We start from the raw sequence: 14,965 nt of genomic DNA, 5'->3' as shown, positions 1-14,965 counted from the left end.
GGGGCCGGCGCCGGCCCCGCCCACGGATCAGGGGGCCTCCAGCCAGCCTTCGTACTCGGCGGCGAGCTCGTCAAGGGCCGCCGGGTCGAGGCGGGCGCCGGGGTCCTCGACGACGACCAGCCACTGGGCGTCCTCGGCGTCGTCCTCACCGGCCAGGGCGTCGCGGACCAGCTGGGGTTCCTCACCGATGCCGAAGCGGTCGGCGACTTCCTCGGCCACCTCCTCCGCCGCGTCGCGGTCGGGGAGCACCAGTACATGTCGAGCGTTCACCGGACCATTCTCGGGCACGCCGTCCGGGCGTCCGGAGGGGAGTCCCGCCGGGCGGGGACCGGGTGTCAGTGGGGCGTGGGATGCTGGACGGCAATGGCCACCAGGAAGAACTCCACCGACGATCCCCTCGCCCCGCTCACCCTCGCGGTGGGGCAGGAGGACCTGCTGCTCGACCGTGCCGTGCGGGAGGTGGTGGCGGCCGCCCGGGCGGCCGACCCCGACACCGACGTGCGGGACCTCGCCCCGGACCAGCTCCAGCCGGGCACCCTGGCCGAGCTGACCAGTCCGTCGCTGTTCTCCGAGCGCAAGGTCGTGGTCGTGCGCAACGCGCAGGACCTGTCCGCCGACTCGGTGAAGGACGTCAAGGCGTACCTCGGCATGCCGGCGGAGGAGATCATCCTCGTGCTGCTGCACGCGGGAGGCGCCAAGGGCAAGGCCCTGCTGGACGCCGCCCGCAAGGCCGGCGCCCGCGAGGTGCAGTGCCCCAAGATGACGAAGCCGGCGGACCGGCTGGCCTTCGTACGGGGAGAGTTCCGGGGCCTGGGCCGCTCGGCCACGCCGGGGGCGACGGAGGCCCTGGTCGACGCCATCGGCAGCGACCTGCGGGAGCTGGCCAGTGCGGTCACCCAGCTGTGCGCGGACGTCGAGGGCACCATCGACGAGGCCGTGGTCGGCCGCTACTACACGGGCCGGGCCGAGGCCTCCAGCTTCACGGTGGCCGACCGGGCCGTGGAGGGGCGCGCGGCGGAGGCCCTGGAGGCCCTGCGCTGGTCGCTGTCCACGGGCGTGGCCCCGGTACTGATCACCAGCGCGCTGGCCCAGGGCGTACGGTCCATCGGCAAGCTCGCCTCCGCCCCGCGCGGCGCCCGCCCGGCCGACCTGGCCCGGGACCTGGGCATGCCGCCGTGGAAGATCGACCGGGTCCGGCAGCAGATGCGGGGCTGGTCGGCGGACGGCGTGGCGACCGCGCTGCGCGCGATCGCCGAGGCCGACGCCGGCGTGAAGGGCGGCGGCGACGACCCGGAGTACGCCCTGGAGAGGGCGGTGGTGGCGGTCGCCCGCGCCGCCCGCCCCGGCCGTTCCTGACCCCGGGGGCCTGCCGCGGCCGGCCCTTACGGCGTGGCGGCCGGCCGCCTCCGTGACGGGCCTGCCTTCTCCAGCCCCGTCGCGAGCCAGCGCCGCAGCCGCAGGCCCAGCGGCCGTTCGACGAAGCGGTGCACCGCCCAGGACGCGGCCAGCAGCACGGCGATCAGCCCGGCGAGCAGCGCCAGGGGCGGCACCGTGCCGTGCAGCCGCTGGATGGCGAACCAGCCCAGCCGCTCGTGCAGCAGGTACAGCGGGTAGGTGAGCGCGCCGGCGGGCACCAGCCACGCCCGGTTGAAGAAGTTCAGCCGGCCCAGCGCGGCCGCGAGCAGCACGCCGTAGAAGGCCGTCACCAGGACCAGCGAGGCGGTCCAGGACACCTGGACCCGGCTCCACGCCTCGGCTCCCCGCACGAGGGTGAGCAGCTGGTGCTGGGCCAGCAGCCAGGACCCGCCGAGCATCAGCCAGAGCAGCGGCGACGTGCCGAAGCGGTACATCAGGAAGATCAGGACGCCGCCGATGAAGAAGGGGGCGTACTGCGGCTGGAACATCACCACGAGCAGCGGGATCCCGGAGACCGGGGCGAGGACCGAGCCCAGCATCCAGATCCCGCAGAAGGCCATCACCCGCCGGTACGTGAGCCCCCAGAGCAGCAGCCCGCCGAAGAGCACGTAGAAGCGCATCTCGGCCCAGAGCGACCAGTACGACGGGTCGACGTGCGGGACCTTGAGCGGCTCGTGGAGCATCGTGAGGTTGGTCAGCACCCGCGAGGCGGTCATCCCGGTGTCCCCGGACAGCCGCATCGCCACGGCGGTCGCGAGCACGCAGAACCAGAACGCCGGGAAGAGCCGCACCACCCGTGACACCGCGAAGTCCCGCACGTTCCGCCCCCAGCAGGACATGCAGATCACGAAGCCGCTGATGAGGAAGAACAGCTCGACCCCGAGCCAGCCGTACTGGGCGACGCGGTGCAGCAGCGGGAAGACGTCCTCGGTGCTCGCGCCCCACACCCCCGCCACGCCGTAGCGGTCGTAGCCGGCCAGGTGGTACAGGACCACGGCCAGGGCGGCGACGAGCCGCAGCCCGTCGAGCACGTAGAGCCGGGACGGCCGTCGCGCCGGAATGATCGTCGCCCTGCCCGGCGGCGCCCCGGCCCTGCCGGCCGCCGGTTTGAGACCGGGAACGGTCGATGTCGTCATGTGTGCGGGATCCCCCCCGTTTGATTACTTGACGGTAGTGATCCTATTCAGCCCGTTTGCGCAGGTGGGCAGGCCCGCCGGGGGAGGGAGGGTACGAGTACGGCCGGCCGCACGGTGTGCCACCCCCGCGCGCGGACCCCGGACCGGCGTGCTGTTCGATGGCCTCTCGCGCCCCGCCCGTGGGGCGCATGTGACGGCTACCGGGACGTGGTGGTTCCGGCCCCCTACGCGCGGGTCGAAGGGGTCTCTGCCGCCGGTTCCGTCGTCGTGTTCTACGGGTCTGCCACGGGCATCTCGTCCAGCCGCCGTGCCGTCATCAGCCAGGCCTCGCCGGGTGTGCCTGGCGATCCCGAGTTCTGGGATCAATTCGGCTACTCCGTGTCGGCCGCCGATCTCGACGGCGATGGGTTCTCGGACCTGTTGGTCGGGACGCCGTCCGAGGACTGGGGCGGCCACGGTGACGCCGGGGTGGTCACCGTACTGTGGGGCAGCCGTCAGGGCGTGACCTCCGGCAGCAACCTCAGCACCCCCGGCTACGAGGGCTGGTACTACGGCCACGACGTGGCCGCGACCCGCCTCGGCGGCCACGCGACCGTCCTGGTCGGCGGCAACAACGGACTTCGTTTCGTGGGTCCGTTCGACCGTACGGGGAAAGCCGCTGCGCGGATCAGCATGACGAACTACGTCATGGCCCGCCAGACCGCCCTCGGTGATCTCGACAAGGACGGGAAGGCCGACTCCGTCTACGTGTCGGGCGAGGTCTCCGGCTGGGGCGGCGGCGACATGGCCGTCAACCCCACCAGCTCCACGCGCTCGGGCGGGCTGATCCGCGGTGTGGGCATGATGCCCGCCATCGGGGACGTCAACGGCGACGGCTACAAGGACCTCGTCGTCGGCCACCCCGCCGAACCCGTCCTCGGCGCGGACGCCGCACACGTGGGCGGGCGGGTTTCCATCTGGTACGGATCGGCGGACGGTGTGCTGCCCACCGCGAAGCCGGTCCACGTCGCGCAGGACTCGTCCGGCGTGGCGGGAGTGGGCGAGAAGGGCGACCGCTTCGGCGAAGCGGTCGCGGTGGCCGATCTCGACCAGGACGGCAAGGCCGAGATCATCGTCGGCGCCCCGGGCGAGAGCATCGGCGCCGCCGTCCGGACGGGATCTGTGACGGTCATCCCCGGGACTGCGACCGGTGTCCCCGGCGCGGGCTCGTACGTGATCACGCAGGGCACCGCAGGCATCGCCGGCTCGTCGGAGACGGACGACTGGTTCGGCAGCACAGTCGCCGCCGGAGACATCACCAAGGACGGCCGTCCGGAACTCCTGATCGGCGCCGTGGGAGAGGACGGACGGCAGGGAGCCGTCTGGTCGCTCCCGGGTTCCGCCGCCGGCCCCGGGGCCACCGGAAGCACACAGATCCTGGGCTCCGCCCTGGGCCTGGGCAGCGTGCCCCGCTTCGGCGGCACCGGCGTCGTGGACTCCGCGAACTGACCTGGGCGCCGTGCCCGGGTGAGCACCTCATCGGGGACTGCGGCCGACCGCCGGCGCTCAGGTGCGGTCGCGGTTGCGCAGCAGTTCCCGCGCCGCTGTGACCGCCTCGGCGTTGAGATCTTCCGTCGGGGTGCTCCAGCGTTCATCCCAGTCGTCGAAGTCGTCTGCACAGGAGACCAGATCCTGCAGTTCGTCGGGATAGCCGAGGTCGTACGCAACATCGGCCAGGATCCGGTACGCGCCGACGGCCGGGTCGAGGGAGCCGTCCGTCATCTGCTCGGCGATCCAGTACGCCAGTGCCCACTTCGCGGCGGTCGGGTCCTGTGGAGGCTGGTAGCGCAGCCCCAGCTCGTCGAGCACCTGGTCGAACAGCTCGCGAGCCTCCGGCTCTTCCTGTCGTGTGAGCCCGGCCAGCATGCCGATCGAGGGGCAGTCGACTCCGGCGAGCAGCGCGTCCAAGCCGGCCTGGATCAGGCGGTCGGATCCGACGCTCGAACCGAAGGCGCGCCAGCGACCCAGTGCGGCGAGAACCCGGCGGGCTTCGTCCTCCGTCATGACGTGCGGTCTTCTCCCCTGGTGGTCGGGGTCGGGGTGCGCCGCGGGCCCGGGCATGCCGAAGGCCCCGGGCCGTCCTGGGGAAGGACGGGCGCCGGGGCCTTCGGTTCGAGATGAGTGCGCCGCACCCGCGTGGCGAACGCAGGCCGCGTGCGCTGGACGCGGCGCGGCGAGCACTGAAAACACCCTCATATGCCGGTTGACCTGGGGAAATGGCATCCCGCTGTTTCCCTCGTTGTACCGGTCTCTCTGCGCCCCATGTGTACGGCATGTGTACGGGCACAGAGCGGCGCCGCCGAGCGGGGGCAACCGCTTGACGACGCCTTGGCCGGACCCTTCTAACCAAGGAGTCCAGACCCATGGCTGACGCTACACGTCTGCCCGACGCGGACACCCGCGTCCTTCTCCTCGCCCTCGCGGCCCGCCTGAGCGCCGAGCGGCCGACCGAGCCGATGCGCCGCAGCGTCCTCGACGCGCTCGCCCTCACCTTCGCTGTCCGCCGACACGGCCAGACCCGCCGTGCCGACGTCGCGGAGGCCAACCTGCTGAACCACGCGCCCGACGTCCCCGACGGAGCCAGCCGCGGCCAGTACGCCCGTCTCCTCCGCCTCGCCGCCGGCGGTGAGGGATGACCGCTCCCCGCACCGTCGTGGTGCCGACCCTCGACCACGGCCCGGTCACCCTCACGTGCCCGCGCTGGTGCGTCGAGCCGCACACCACTCCCGAGCACCGGGCCGACATCTCCCACACGGGCCCCGAGCACCGGTTCGCCTTCGGTGGGACCTCTCTGCTGGTGGCGATGCTGTCCGCCGACCCCTTCGGGCCGGCCTGGCGCCGCCCCACGGCGCTGTACGTCGAGCAGCAGGACTTCGCCCGGACCCTCGCCCCGGACGGCCTGCGGCAGCTCGCTGCCGCGTACGCGGTCCAGGCGCATCGCCTACGGACCCTCGCGGATGAGCTGTCCGTCCTGCTTTCCGGCGGTGGCCAGTGACCACGCCAGCGGAGATCGCCAACCGGTGCGCCAAGGTGCGCCGCCTGGCGCAGGGTGGCGCATCCACGCGCCAGATCGCGGCGCAGCTCGGCGTGTCCAAGGACACCGTCCGCCGGGACCTCGCCAGGCCGGACGCTCCACCGCAGACGCCGGCGGAGCGACGGGCGGCCCGGGTGGCGCAGTCGGAAGCGGCGGTGCGCCAGGTTGGCGCCGCAGTTCAGGCGGTAGCCGCCGCTCAACCGGCGTACACGATCGCTGACGACGCGACGGCGCAGCGCTGGTGCGCCGAGCTGCGCGCCGCGGGCGAAGAGCTGCTGGCGCACGCCGCGCGGTTCGCGGACTACTACCCGTCCGCCACCGCCTGATGGTCACCGTTCTGTTCGCCGCTGCGGCGGTTGGCGGGTTCGCGGGGTTAGTCCTCGCGGGCCCGCCCCGCGGCCGCGGCCTCTACGCCGCGCCTGCCCTCGGCACGTGCGCCTTCATCGTCCTGCTCGCCGCGCTCGGCGCGGCTCTCCTCCCGTGAGGACCCTCATGAACTTCCCCACGTACGGGATCGTCTCGCTCGGCGGCGTCACGGTCGGCCTGTCCCTGCTCGCTTGGGAGGTCACCCGCTGGTGGCCGGGCCTGAAGAGCGCCGGCAAGCCCAAGCAGCTGCTGAAGCTGGCACCGTTCCTGATCGTCTGGCTGTACGGCATGCTGCTGGTGCTGTCCGCCGGCGGACTCCTCGGTGCCGGGGCCGACTGGAGCCTGTGGGGCTCCTCGGCCATCGGGGACGCCGCTCTCGCCTACGGTGTCGGCGGCGGCACTCCCACCGTCACCCGCGCTTCGCACCTGGTGTTGTCCGACGGCGGGCACGCGGTCGTCATCATCGCCACCGTGGCCCTGATCGCTTTGTGGACCAAGCGGCGCGGCATCAACTGGATGGTGGTTCGGGCGCTGCTGTCCGGGATCAGCCTCGGCCTGGCCTCGGGTGTCGCCGGGGCCGCGGGTTACGTCCTCTCGCCGGTCGTCTCCACCGCCGGCGACTACGTGGCAGGCCTGCTGTGACTGCGGCCCGCCAGGCGAGGAAGGACGCTCGGGCGGACGCGGGGCGACGCCTCGCTCGTGGGACCGGCCTGCTGGTGGAACTGCCCTCCCGCTGGTTCGACGTCCACACCACGGGCGCGCTCCTGGTGCGCCTGGCCGTGCCGGTGCCGGTCCTCGCCTTCGCCGGCAAGGTGCTGGAGCGTGGCCCCCACCTGATCTACGCCGTGCCGGTCGTGTGGTGCCTGGCCGCTTGGCAGCTGTCCGATTCGTCCGCCACTCCCCCACAGGAAGCGGCCGCCCCTCTCGGCGACGAATTCGCAGGTGAGACGGGCGAGATCGCGAGAGTGGTCCGGTCCCCAGAAGGGGTTATGTGCACCTACCACCCGGTGCGCACGGAGGAGTCCCAGCCCGGCGCTTGACCGGCGTTGCATCGAGTTGCAAAACGGCTCCCGGCGCGGGTTGTACGCGTCGGGAGCCGTTGGCGCTTCACTGCTCAGCCGTCAGACGGGCTGCACGCTCCGCACGCGACGTTCAGGGGCGTGCGGTTCACCGGGTCGACCATGAGGGTCACTCCGAGCCCGTGCGGACAGACCCGTCGGGGCCTCCTTCCGCGGCGTCGCTCAACTCGGGTCGTGGCCCAGCTCGCTACGACGGCACTCAGCCGCGGGTCTACCCAGCTCTCTCCGGGATTGCTCACCGCAACGTCCTTCCTCACGGAATGCAGTCGACTGTAGCGAAGCGGAGTCGGGCACGGCAGCGTTCTAGGCGGCCGGCGGCGCAGTGCAGGCCGATCCGCCCTCGGTGCACTCGCTGTGCATGCAGTCGCCCGCGTGGATCTCTGCGTCGGCCAGCGGCCCCCACAGGTAGGCGTCCGGCTCGTAACCGGCGTCGCGGATCGCGGCCATGGTGAGGTCGAGCGTGTCAGCGTCGCGGCGGAGCGTCTCCGGGCCCTCGGGCCGGTGGTCCACGAACCGGCCGAGCGACGCGCACAGCGAGCGGTACATCGCGGTGTGGAGGATGAGCGCGTGCCAGCCCATGTCAACGGTCTTGGACGGGCGCAGGTGCCGGCCCGTGGTCGTCGCGGCCGCCGCGACGAACTTGATCGCCTCGTCCACGATCCGCACCGCCAGCGGTTCATCAACGCCGTCGTTGTCGCGCATCACGAGGTGGACGACGCGGCGGAAGCCCTCGGCAGAGAGCAGCTGACGGGCGGACGTTTCCGGGATAGTGGGAGTTGCCATCGGTCCTCCAATAGTTGGGCCTGGTGGTGTGGCCCGCTCCGGTCGTGGTCCTGGCAGATGCGCGGCCGGAGCGGGGTGTCGCCCGGCCCTCCCGGTCGGCGTCACGGGAGGACCGGAGATCAGTGGGAGTCGGCCGGGTCCTGGCTGGTCATCGGCCGACACGTCGGGTCGCCCGTCGGGTGGGCGTACACGTCCGGGCGGGCGCCGGACGCCGAGTCCGGCGTCCTCACACGGGCCTCGCCCCGGATCGTGCGCTGGCAGTAGCAGCAGATGCGCACGGCTCTACCGGACCTGCTGCCAGCAGCGCACCGGGTCGTGCCAGATGCCGAACCCGTGCTGGCACGGGGTGCAGTAGACGAGGTGGGAGCCCCACCGCTGTTCGAGTCTGCCCGGCCGGCGGCAGAGCGGGCACGGCACCTTGGTGGCGCGGCAGACGCCCCCGGGATGGGCCAGCGACGGGCGGACGTCCAGGCCGAGGCCCGTCACGTGAAGGTTCGCGGCCTCGGCCTCCATCTGGGCCAGGCTCCGCCACCCGCTCACTGGGCGGCCCTCACGGCCTCGATCGGGGCGTCGAATTCCAGGTGGTCGTCGCCGCGGATGTACGCCACCCGCTTTCCGTCCTCAACCAGGACGGCCTCCAGGACGCCCTCGCGGAGCGAGTGGGTGTCGACGACGCGCTCCTTCAGGAGCGGGTGGTCGACGTGGTTGAAGGTCATCGCGTGGGCGTCCATGCCGCGGTGCTCCCTACCGTCATCAGCGGTTGATGGCAGCAGGTTGGCAGCAGGCGAGAATCGCGGGCATGCGTGATTCTCAGTGATTCTCGGGTGCGCGCCCGAAATTCCCGGTGGTTCTCACGCGGCGTGCAGGTGCGTCCGCGCCCCTGCGATCAACCGGTGTGCGGCCGGGCCGTACACGGCAGCGGACTCCAGGGCCGCCCACACGCGGGTGTACGTGCCGATGCTGTCCGGATCGTTGAGCCACAGCTCGGCATGCCAGTCCTCCGCGATGACCAAGCGGTCGTCGTACATCCAGAACCCGTTCGCCGGCGGGATCGGGACCGGCGCACCGAGCGGGACGATGCCCAGCCGTACGGTATCCAGCCCCACCACCCCTGCAAGGCGGTCGAGTTGGGCCGCAAGGACCACGGGCGGACACACGCCCGCGTGCAGGGCTGCTTCCCACATGACGATGTCGAACCGGCGCCCTGGCTGGTACAGAATCTCCTGGCGCCGCATACGCGCCCGCACCGCGTCTTCAATGTCCCTCACGGACTGGTGCAGGTCGGCGTACCGGGTGAAGACGTGCCGAGCATAGTCGGCGGTCTGGAGCAGTCCCACGACCATGGCGCCTTCCCAGGCACGCAGGTGAGCGGAGCGCTCGTACTCCACCGTGAGGGCATCCTGCACCGGCCGGTGCCCGGCGCGCAGTTGGCGGCGCCACGACCGGGTACGGGACTCCAGCCCTTGCAGGCGGGCCCGCAGCTCCTCGCCGGACTCGGGGTGGCCGGTGGCCGCGGCCCAAGCATCGAGGTCGGCCGGGGTGGCCGTCTGCCGGCCGGTCTCCAGCTTGGACACCTTCGACTGCGGCCAGCCCAGCCGGGCCGCCAAGTCACGACCGGTGGCCTCGCCGCGCAGCTCCCGGAGCCGAGCGCCGAGGGCCACCCGCGACTGCTGGAAATCGGTGCTCACCCTTGGGACGGTACCGGCTCTCGTCACGCTCTATCCGGCGGTCGCATGATGCCAGGCTGCTTCCCTGGCCTGGCAGTACCGCAGTACGTCCACGGGGTTCGTGACCAGCTCAACGCCGATCATGCGGTCCCCGGTGTCGAAATGCAGGAGCGCCACCACCCGCGCGTCGAAGATCCAGAAGTCTTCCATGGGGAGGCCGAGGAGTTCCGCTTCCACTCGGGTCAGCGTGCGGATGTCCTCACCGACTGCCCTGTTCCGGCGGGCGTTGTCCAGGAGGTACCGCTGTCCTTCCGTGGCGGGTTCGTCAAGGATGCGCACGCGCTCGAACCGCTTGCCGAGTGCGACCTGTTCCCGGCGCTCCATGCACCATGGGTCGTTGAGGTCCCACTCGACCGGCTGGCCAGCAGCGAACTGGCGGTAGGTGTCGGTGTCCTCGTCCGAGGCGTACCGTCGGCGCGTCTCAAGGCGCCACGCACAATGCGCGAGGCTGGTGAACATCCCGTCGAACTCTTCGAAGGTGATGAACTGCGGCACGTGCACGGCCTCCTTGGGGCCGAAGTTCGCCAGGAGTTCGCGCGGCACGGTAACGGCCCCCTCGTCGGCGGTCAGGTGGTCGAGCTGGTCCAACTCGGCGGGGTCATCCACGCGGGTGCCCTGCACGACGTAGTCCCCAGTGGCGGGATCTTCGTACAGCGTTGGGCATCCGTTGTTCCCGCTGTTCGTACCGACCTTCAGCAGTCGTCGGGCCATGAGGTCCCCCATCCGTGCGCACGGTCTGTGTCGATCGCACCGTAGCCACATGCCCGCAGGTGCGACAGAGCGCACGCGGGCAACAGCGCGGCGCCCGGCGTCCTCAGGTGAGGAACCGGGCGCCGTGGCCAATGGGGTCAGGCTGCGCGTCGCCTGAGCAGCTCCACCTTGGCCTGGTGCGGGGTGAGGGTTCGCGGGCCGCCGAACCGGGCGCGTGCCTGCGCGCCGACCATCCGCCGATCGCGGGCGGCCGCCCGGAGCCGCTGGTACCGGTACACGGCGACCTCCAGACTCCCGTTGGCGGCAAGCGACCGGACGGTGTCGAGGTCCATGTCCGCGCCCTCCGCCAGGCTGGCCAGCGCGCTCCCGGAGATCTCCGTCATGACGTGTGTCCCTTCTCGAAGGTGATGTGCCGCTCACGGCCAAGCCGGGCGGCCAGGGCGAGGACCTCGTCTCGTCGCTCGCCGAGGATGAGCCGTGCCCGGCGGCGGGCCCGGTGGATGTCGTGGTCCCCATCGGTGCTCCGGACGAGGAGCCGCATGTCGTCCCGACAGCCGTCCGCATCACCCCGGGGATAGGCCAGGGCTCGGAATTCGGTGAACCACACCTCGGCGGCCGCGGCAACCGCGGCAGTCTCATCCCGGCCGGCAGCCTCGTACGTCGTAACGCCGTCCCGGCCGTTCTCGCCGATGGACACCTTGGCCACGTGCAGGCCGAGCGCCCAGGCAACGACCACGTGCGCGGCCTCGTGCTCGGCAGTCCGTGCCAGGACGAGATCCGGGTCCGTGCCGAGCTGCCGACGCTGCCAGTCGACGACATCGTCCGCCGGAACGCGCAGAGGCCTGGCGCTGCCGAGGGCCCGGGAGTTCATCAGGGAAGTCACGAGGTCGTTCCCCAGGGACCGCCACGCGTCCACCGCCCGGCGGTCCCTCTGCTCCAGGCCCGCGTACAACTGCCAGGCCACTTCTTCCGAACTTGCCATCACCGCTCCTCGCCGCTGGATACGACGGGGCGGCGCCCTCGCTCGGCCACGTCACGCCCCGGGACATCTGCCAGGTACGCCGTCGGCCGCGTCCCCGGGCGATCTGCCGGGCAACGCTGCTCAGGCTGAGAGATCGGCGTGCCCCCGGCGGTGCTCCGCGTACGCGAGAACAGCGGACCGGTCCAGCAGCCAGCGGCCGCCGACCCGGCGACCCATCCCGCCAGCCGCCAGCTGCCGTACCCGCCGCTCCCCGAGGCCGAGCAGGACGCTCGCCTGGTATGTGTCGATCTCATGGGGAGAGAGTGGCCCGAGTGCCGCAGCCTGCGTTGCCGCACTGCCGTCCACGGCAACGGGCAGTCCCTCGTACTCCTGCGCAGCCAGCCGGATCGCCCGCCGCGCACCATCCACCTCCGGCCGCATCCAGGCCGGCAACTCGTCCAGGAGCCGCGCAACGTTCGGCGAGCGCAGCACCCGGTCGAAGACGTGGGCGCTGACCCCGTGAATCAGAGCGCCGTGTACGTACTCCGGCGCGGTCACGGGCGCGCTCTGCGCTTGCGGCGGCAGGGCTGGCACACCCGTTGCCCCGCGGGCAGGGAGCCGCGGCCGCTCCACAGCAGTCGGCCGCACATCGCGCACGGCACGGTCGGTTTCCTCGACATGGATCCTCCTTCAAGATCAACCGTTGGGATTTGGGCCTCGGAGAGAAAAAGGAAAGCTGGACGCGGGGCTGGGAAGAAGATCACCCCAAAAAAGACGCGTTGACCTGGGGTGACGATTTTTTTCGGCGTTGATCATTGGGGGACCCCGCGCCCAGTCTTCCGTCTCTCTCCCCGTGGATTGCCCGAGCGATTGCGGGCTGTCTCGTCATGCGCGCGGGAGAGGGTGGAACCGGATGCGCGCCTTCGTCACCAGGACCGGAAGGTGTCCGGGATGCTGGCGGCGCGAACCATGTCAGGCGATGCGGGCAGGGTGCCTGCGAGGACCGGGCACCCGTCGTCGTGCTCGATGCCTGCGTGCAGGGTCTCGCCGACGGTGGCCAAGTACGCGACTTCTCCGGTGCAGTGGCCGCACGTGTAGTTGGTGACCATGCGTGCGATCAGGTGCCTGTCGCCCGCAACGAACGTGCTGTGGGTGATGGTCACAGCGGACTCCTCGTGTCGGCGTGAATCAGGGGGTGGACGTCGAAGCGGGGAGAGGGCTTGCGGCCGCGGCGCACGGTCTCCGGGGAGGGGGCGAGGGCGATCCAGCCGTACTCCTCCAGCTGCAACAGGACGTCGTTCATGACGTCCATCTCGGTCGCCCACTCGCGTCCCTTGAGGGCCTGCCAGGCGTCGCGCGCGGAGAACGGTGCCGTGGGGGACGGGCGGGTTCGGAGCCACGTGACGACGTCGCGGAGCGGCTTGACGGCACCTTCGCGATTCTTGCCCATGAGGTCGAACACCGCTCGGGCGTGAGCGATGAAGTACGGGGCCAGCGCCAGGACGTCGAGGACGCGCTGGTGGCTGATCTCGCGAGCGCCTGGGTCTTCGTAGAGGGTGAGGCACGCGGCGATGCGGATGAGCTGGCCGCGTAGCTTGCCGGCCCAGTCGGCCAGGTCGTGAAGGTCGCCTGCGGGCTTCCTGCGCTTGGCGAACGCGTCGTAGAACGCGGCGAAGGCCTGCCGGGCCGGCGCCGACAACTCCATTGTGAGGATGTCGGGACAGGCCCACACCCGCTGGACGAGGTCGCGGATGCGGCGGTCGTAGTCGTTGGCGATGTGCTGAGGGATGGGCGGCGAGTCGAAGGTGTCCTCTTCGGTGGGAACGGGCTTGGCGTACAGGAAGCGGCCCAGGAGCCCGGACTGGCGAAACTCGGGGTTCTGCTTCTCCAGCCCGGAGATGATCCCGGGCTGCACGATCAGGCCGAGTGCGAGAAACGTGTGGGGCATCCTCGCAGAGGGGCGGCCGGTGCGGTCGATGGTGTACGGCCCGCCTGTGTAGGCCTCCAGCAGCAGATCGGTGTTGGCCTTGCCGTTGCTGCCGTACAGGCCAGCCGCGACCTTGAAGAGCCCGCCCTCGGAGGCGAGAGAGCCGATACGGCCGCCCTGCTCGTACATGCGCTTGGCGAGCGCTTCGAGGGTGATGTCGCGGACCAGGAGCCGGGGCAGCTCCGGGGTGTCGCCGAGCTCCAAGAGCTTCACGCGCGCCGCCTCGGCGTCCGCCTCGGCCTCCTGGCGCTTGTCCGGCACGGCGTTGGCGGCGTTCTGCTCCGCCTTGCTCATGCGGGCCGTGGTGATGCGGATCTCCTGCGCGGTGGCTTCGACCTCGGGTCGGGCGCGCTCGATCAGCTCGTCCTCGACCGCCCGCAGAGGCGCCGCGGCGGTGTTCAGCGCCGGAGTCTTCTTCTCGCTGGAGTCGGCGAGCGCGGCCAAGTACAGGGCGGTGGACTCCTGCCAGTCGGCCTTGACCTGGATGCGGCGGCGGCCCCCGGTCGCCGTCGAGATAGTGGCCAGCGCGGCAAAGGCGACCAGGTCCACCGGAACCTGAAGGGACGCCGCTGCGGCTGTGACGAACTCGCCGAGACCACCCAGGAGCGACGTGGGGAACTCAGGCACCGGCGGGCTGGCCAACGACACTGGCTCGTCCCACTCCGGCACCTCGATGCGCGTCCCAGAAATCCCAGAACTGCTTGCTGCGCTCACTTGGTGGACGTCACCCCGGTTTCTGGGATTTGTGGGACGCGATTGTGGGGGCACCAGTCCGGTGAAGTCGTTCCGGGTGTTGGCGCGGGCGATTGGGGGCCACGGGTGCCGTGGCTGAGCCATGCCAGCGCGTAGCCCGGACGCGATCGTGGCCAGGGCACGGCCCTCGGGGTGGTTGCCTGCGCGGGCCGCGGCGAGGAGGTGGTCACGGGCCTCGTCCTCGGTGAGCGCGCCGGCGCCCACGAGGGTGCCGAGGCTGTATGCCGCGGTGTTGATCGTGTTGTTCTGGTCGCCCTCCGGGGCGCTCGTGATCGAGTCGCATTCGGCCTGCACAGCGCGGCGGGTGTACGCGTCGTGCCGATCGCTTGGGATGACCACGGCCCCGGGAGGCAGGGACGGCGCGGGCGGGCGCGCCTGAAGCGCGTCGAGCAGCCACGCGGGCGCATCCACCGGCGGCCGCTCGGCGTCCTCCAGTGTGTAGACGACCCCGGTGTGGTGGAGGGAGCCCACGCTGATGACGTAGGCATTTCCGGCCCTCACGTCCCCGTCGAAGCGGCCCTTGAGCGCGCCGAGCCCGTTGCCCAGCCTGGCCGTGGCCGGCGCCCAGTAGTAGTCGTGGTGCCCCTTGGCCGTGTGGACCCGCATGGTCGGCGTGTGCTGGTAGCCGAACGCTTCGGCCGTGTCCTCAAGGGCCCGAGACCGGTCGCTGTCGATCACCAGGAGCTGCGCCCCGTCCGGGCGGACGCACCCGCCGACGTAGACGCCGACGTTGCGGACCTCCTGCCCGAAGAGCCGACGGACCTGCTCGTCGGTGCGGACGGTCGCCCGCGTGAACGGCTCCGCCGGGTGCTTGCCTCGGTCGGTGCAGGTCTCGGGGTCGTGCCCGCGGCCGATCCCGGCGCAGCGTGTCAACTCGGGGTGGTCCGCGGGGAACACGGCGAAGTGGCGTTGTGTCAGCCAAAGGGCCCCGGCCAGGGGGGTGCCGGCCGCGGCCGACACCGGAACGTGCATG

Annotated in this window: 20 protein-coding genes; 7 read left to right on the top strand and 13 right to left on the bottom strand. The window is 71.4% G+C overall.

Annotation, left to right across the window (positions count from 1 at the left end; translation table 11 throughout):
• Window positions 1-27 precede the first annotated feature (27 nt).
• Entirely contained in the window at window positions 28-270 is a 243-nt protein-coding gene (locus tag ACIQUQ_RS33085; RefSeq protein WP_403983490.1) for a hypothetical protein, read from the bottom strand.
• A 93-nt stretch (window positions 271-363) separates the two neighbouring features.
• Here ACIQUQ_RS33085 and holA point away from each other — a divergent pair, with 93 nt between their 5' ends.
• A complete protein-coding gene (holA, locus tag ACIQUQ_RS33080) occupies window positions 364-1,356 on the top strand; it encodes a DNA polymerase III subunit delta (protein WP_403983488.1) in 993 nt (330 codons plus the stop codon).
• A 26-nt stretch (window positions 1,357-1,382) separates the two neighbouring features.
• Here the strand turns inward: holA and ACIQUQ_RS33075 are convergent, their stop codons facing one another.
• The gene (locus ACIQUQ_RS33075) at window positions 1,383-2,552 is read right to left on the bottom strand and encodes an acyltransferase family protein (protein WP_403983486.1); all 1,170 of its coding nucleotides are present in this window, start codon (window positions 2,550-2,552) and stop codon (window positions 1,383-1,385) included.
• 267 nt (window positions 2,553-2,819) lie between these two features.
• Between ACIQUQ_RS33075 and ACIQUQ_RS33070 the strand changes: the two genes are divergently transcribed.
• On the top strand, window positions 2,820-4,040 hold the full coding sequence (locus ACIQUQ_RS33070; protein WP_403983484.1) for a VCBS repeat-containing protein: 1,221 nt from the start codon (window positions 2,820-2,822) through the stop codon (window positions 4,038-4,040).
• 57 nt (window positions 4,041-4,097) lie between these two features.
• On the opposite strand, the gene ACIQUQ_RS33065 is transcribed toward ACIQUQ_RS33070, so the two are convergent.
• Window positions 4,098-4,652: a hypothetical protein gene (locus ACIQUQ_RS33065; protein ID WP_403983482.1), complete on the bottom strand. Its 555-nt coding sequence runs from the start codon at window positions 4,650-4,652 to the stop codon at window positions 4,098-4,100.
• A gap of 302 nt (window positions 4,653-4,954) precedes the next feature.
• On the opposite strand from ACIQUQ_RS33065, the gene ACIQUQ_RS33060 reads away from it, so the two are divergent.
• The 5 genes from ACIQUQ_RS33060 (at window position 4,955) to ACIQUQ_RS33040 (ending at window position 7,031) form a co-directional block, all read left to right on the top strand.
• Window positions 4,955-5,227: a hypothetical protein gene (locus ACIQUQ_RS33060; protein ID WP_403983480.1), complete on the top strand. Its 273-nt coding sequence runs from the start codon at window positions 4,955-4,957 to the stop codon at window positions 5,225-5,227.
• Window positions 5,224-5,586 (top strand): DUF6907 domain-containing protein, encoded by a 363-nt coding sequence (locus ACIQUQ_RS33055; RefSeq protein ID WP_403983478.1) that lies wholly within the window; start codon window positions 5,224-5,226, stop codon window positions 5,584-5,586. Before ACIQUQ_RS33060 ends, ACIQUQ_RS33055 begins: the two co-directional genes overlap by 4 nt.
• Window positions 5,583-5,951 (top strand): helix-turn-helix domain-containing protein, encoded by a 369-nt coding sequence (locus tag ACIQUQ_RS33050; RefSeq protein WP_403983476.1) that lies wholly within the window; start codon window positions 5,583-5,585, stop codon window positions 5,949-5,951. Before ACIQUQ_RS33055 ends, ACIQUQ_RS33050 begins: the two co-directional genes overlap by 4 nt.
• Window positions 5,952-6,117: 166 nt before the next feature.
• Entirely contained in the window at window positions 6,118-6,633 is a 516-nt protein-coding gene (locus ACIQUQ_RS33045; RefSeq protein ID WP_403983474.1) for a hypothetical protein, read from the top strand.
• A gap of 74 nt (window positions 6,634-6,707) precedes the next feature.
• Window positions 6,708-7,031, top strand: coding sequence for a hypothetical protein (locus ACIQUQ_RS33040; protein ID WP_403983472.1), 324 nt, complete (start codon window positions 6,708-6,710; stop codon window positions 7,029-7,031).
• Between the two features lie 342 nt (window positions 7,032-7,373).
• On the opposite strand, the gene ACIQUQ_RS33035 is transcribed toward ACIQUQ_RS33040, so the two are convergent.
• From ACIQUQ_RS33035 to ACIQUQ_RS32990, 10 genes are all read right to left on the bottom strand, one after another.
• Window positions 7,374-7,853, bottom strand: coding sequence for a hypothetical protein (locus ACIQUQ_RS33035; protein WP_403983470.1), 480 nt, complete (start codon window positions 7,851-7,853; stop codon window positions 7,374-7,376).
• Window positions 7,854-8,135: 282 nt separating this feature from the next.
• Entirely contained in the window at window positions 8,136-8,393 is a 258-nt protein-coding gene (locus ACIQUQ_RS33030) for a hypothetical protein (protein ID WP_403983468.1), read from the bottom strand.
• Window positions 8,390-8,584: a hypothetical protein gene (locus tag ACIQUQ_RS33025; RefSeq protein ID WP_403983466.1), complete on the bottom strand. Its 195-nt coding sequence runs from the start codon at window positions 8,582-8,584 to the stop codon at window positions 8,390-8,392. Before ACIQUQ_RS33025 ends, ACIQUQ_RS33030 begins: the two co-directional genes overlap by 4 nt.
• Window positions 8,585-8,704: 120 nt before the next feature.
• Complete coding sequence (locus ACIQUQ_RS33020; RefSeq protein WP_403983464.1) at window positions 8,705-9,541, bottom strand: helix-turn-helix domain-containing protein; 837 nt, start codon at window positions 9,539-9,541, stop codon at window positions 8,705-8,707.
• A gap of 30 nt (window positions 9,542-9,571) precedes the next feature.
• Window positions 9,572-10,291, bottom strand: a complete 720-nt coding sequence (locus tag ACIQUQ_RS33015) for a DUF6879 family protein (RefSeq protein WP_403983462.1) — start codon at window positions 10,289-10,291, stop codon at window positions 9,572-9,574.
• A 137-nt stretch (window positions 10,292-10,428) separates the two neighbouring features.
• The gene (locus ACIQUQ_RS33010) at window positions 10,429-10,674 is read right to left on the bottom strand and encodes a hypothetical protein (protein ID WP_403983460.1); all 246 of its coding nucleotides are present in this window, start codon (window positions 10,672-10,674) and stop codon (window positions 10,429-10,431) included.
• A complete protein-coding gene (locus ACIQUQ_RS33005; protein ID WP_403983458.1) occupies window positions 10,671-11,273 on the bottom strand; it encodes a hypothetical protein in 603 nt (200 codons plus the stop codon). The genes ACIQUQ_RS33010 and ACIQUQ_RS33005 overlap by 4 nt, the downstream gene beginning before the upstream one ends.
• A gap of 120 nt (window positions 11,274-11,393) precedes the next feature.
• Window positions 11,394-11,810 carry a hypothetical protein gene (locus tag ACIQUQ_RS33000; RefSeq protein WP_403983456.1) on the bottom strand — a complete coding sequence of 139 codons (417 nt, stop codon included), beginning with the start codon at window positions 11,808-11,810 and terminating at the stop codon, window positions 11,394-11,396.
• A gap of 368 nt (window positions 11,811-12,178) precedes the next feature.
• Window positions 12,179-12,415, bottom strand: a complete 237-nt coding sequence (locus ACIQUQ_RS32995; RefSeq protein ID WP_403983454.1) for a hypothetical protein — start codon at window positions 12,413-12,415, stop codon at window positions 12,179-12,181.
• A complete protein-coding gene (locus ACIQUQ_RS32990) occupies window positions 12,412-14,964 on the bottom strand; it encodes a DUF3987 domain-containing protein (RefSeq protein ID WP_403983522.1) in 2,553 nt (850 codons plus the stop codon). Before ACIQUQ_RS32990 ends, ACIQUQ_RS32995 begins: the two co-directional genes overlap by 4 nt.
• Window position 14,965: the final 1 nt, after the last annotated feature.

Origin of the sequence: Streptomyces sp. NPDC101118 (assembly GCF_044759445.1) — a bacterium.
Lineage (GTDB): Bacteria > Actinomycetota > Actinomycetes > Streptomycetales > Streptomycetaceae > Streptomyces.
The sequence above is the reverse complement of the archived record's forward strand: the minus strand, read 5'-3'. Positions and strand labels throughout refer to the sequence as shown.

Coding starts and splice junctions, on each gene's coding strand:
- holA (WP_403983488.1), top strand. CDS start 364: ATGGCCACCAGGAAGAACTCCACCGACGATCCCCTCGCCCCGCTCACC.
- ACIQUQ_RS33075 (WP_403983486.1), bottom strand. CDS start 2,552: ATGACGACATCGACCGTTCCCGGTCTCAAACCGGCGGCCGGCAGGGCC.
- ACIQUQ_RS33065 (WP_403983482.1), bottom strand. CDS start 4,652: ATGCCCGGGCCCGCGGCGCACCCCGACCCCGACCACCAGGGGAGAAGA.
- ACIQUQ_RS33060 (WP_403983480.1), top strand. CDS start 4,955: ATGGCTGACGCTACACGTCTGCCCGACGCGGACACCCGCGTCCTTCTC.
- ACIQUQ_RS33055 (WP_403983478.1), top strand. CDS start 5,224: ATGACCGCTCCCCGCACCGTCGTGGTGCCGACCCTCGACCACGGCCCG.
- ACIQUQ_RS33045 (WP_403983474.1), top strand. CDS start 6,118: ATGAACTTCCCCACGTACGGGATCGTCTCGCTCGGCGGCGTCACGGTC.
- ACIQUQ_RS33035 (WP_403983470.1), bottom strand. CDS start 7,853: ATGGCAACTCCCACTATCCCGGAAACGTCCGCCCGTCAGCTGCTCTCT.
- ACIQUQ_RS33025 (WP_403983466.1), bottom strand. CDS start 8,584: ATGGACGCCCACGCGATGACCTTCAACCACGTCGACCACCCGCTCCTG.
- ACIQUQ_RS33015 (WP_403983462.1), bottom strand. CDS start 10,291: ATGGCCCGACGACTGCTGAAGGTCGGTACGAACAGCGGGAACAACGGA.
- ACIQUQ_RS33010 (WP_403983460.1), bottom strand. CDS start 10,674: ATGACGGAGATCTCCGGGAGCGCGCTGGCCAGCCTGGCGGAGGGCGCG.
- ACIQUQ_RS33005 (WP_403983458.1), bottom strand. CDS start 11,273: ATGGCAAGTTCGGAAGAAGTGGCCTGGCAGTTGTACGCGGGCCTGGAG.
- ACIQUQ_RS32990 (WP_403983522.1), bottom strand. CDS start 14,964: ATGCACGTTCCGGTGTCGGCCGCGGCCGGCACCCCCCTGGCCGGGGCC.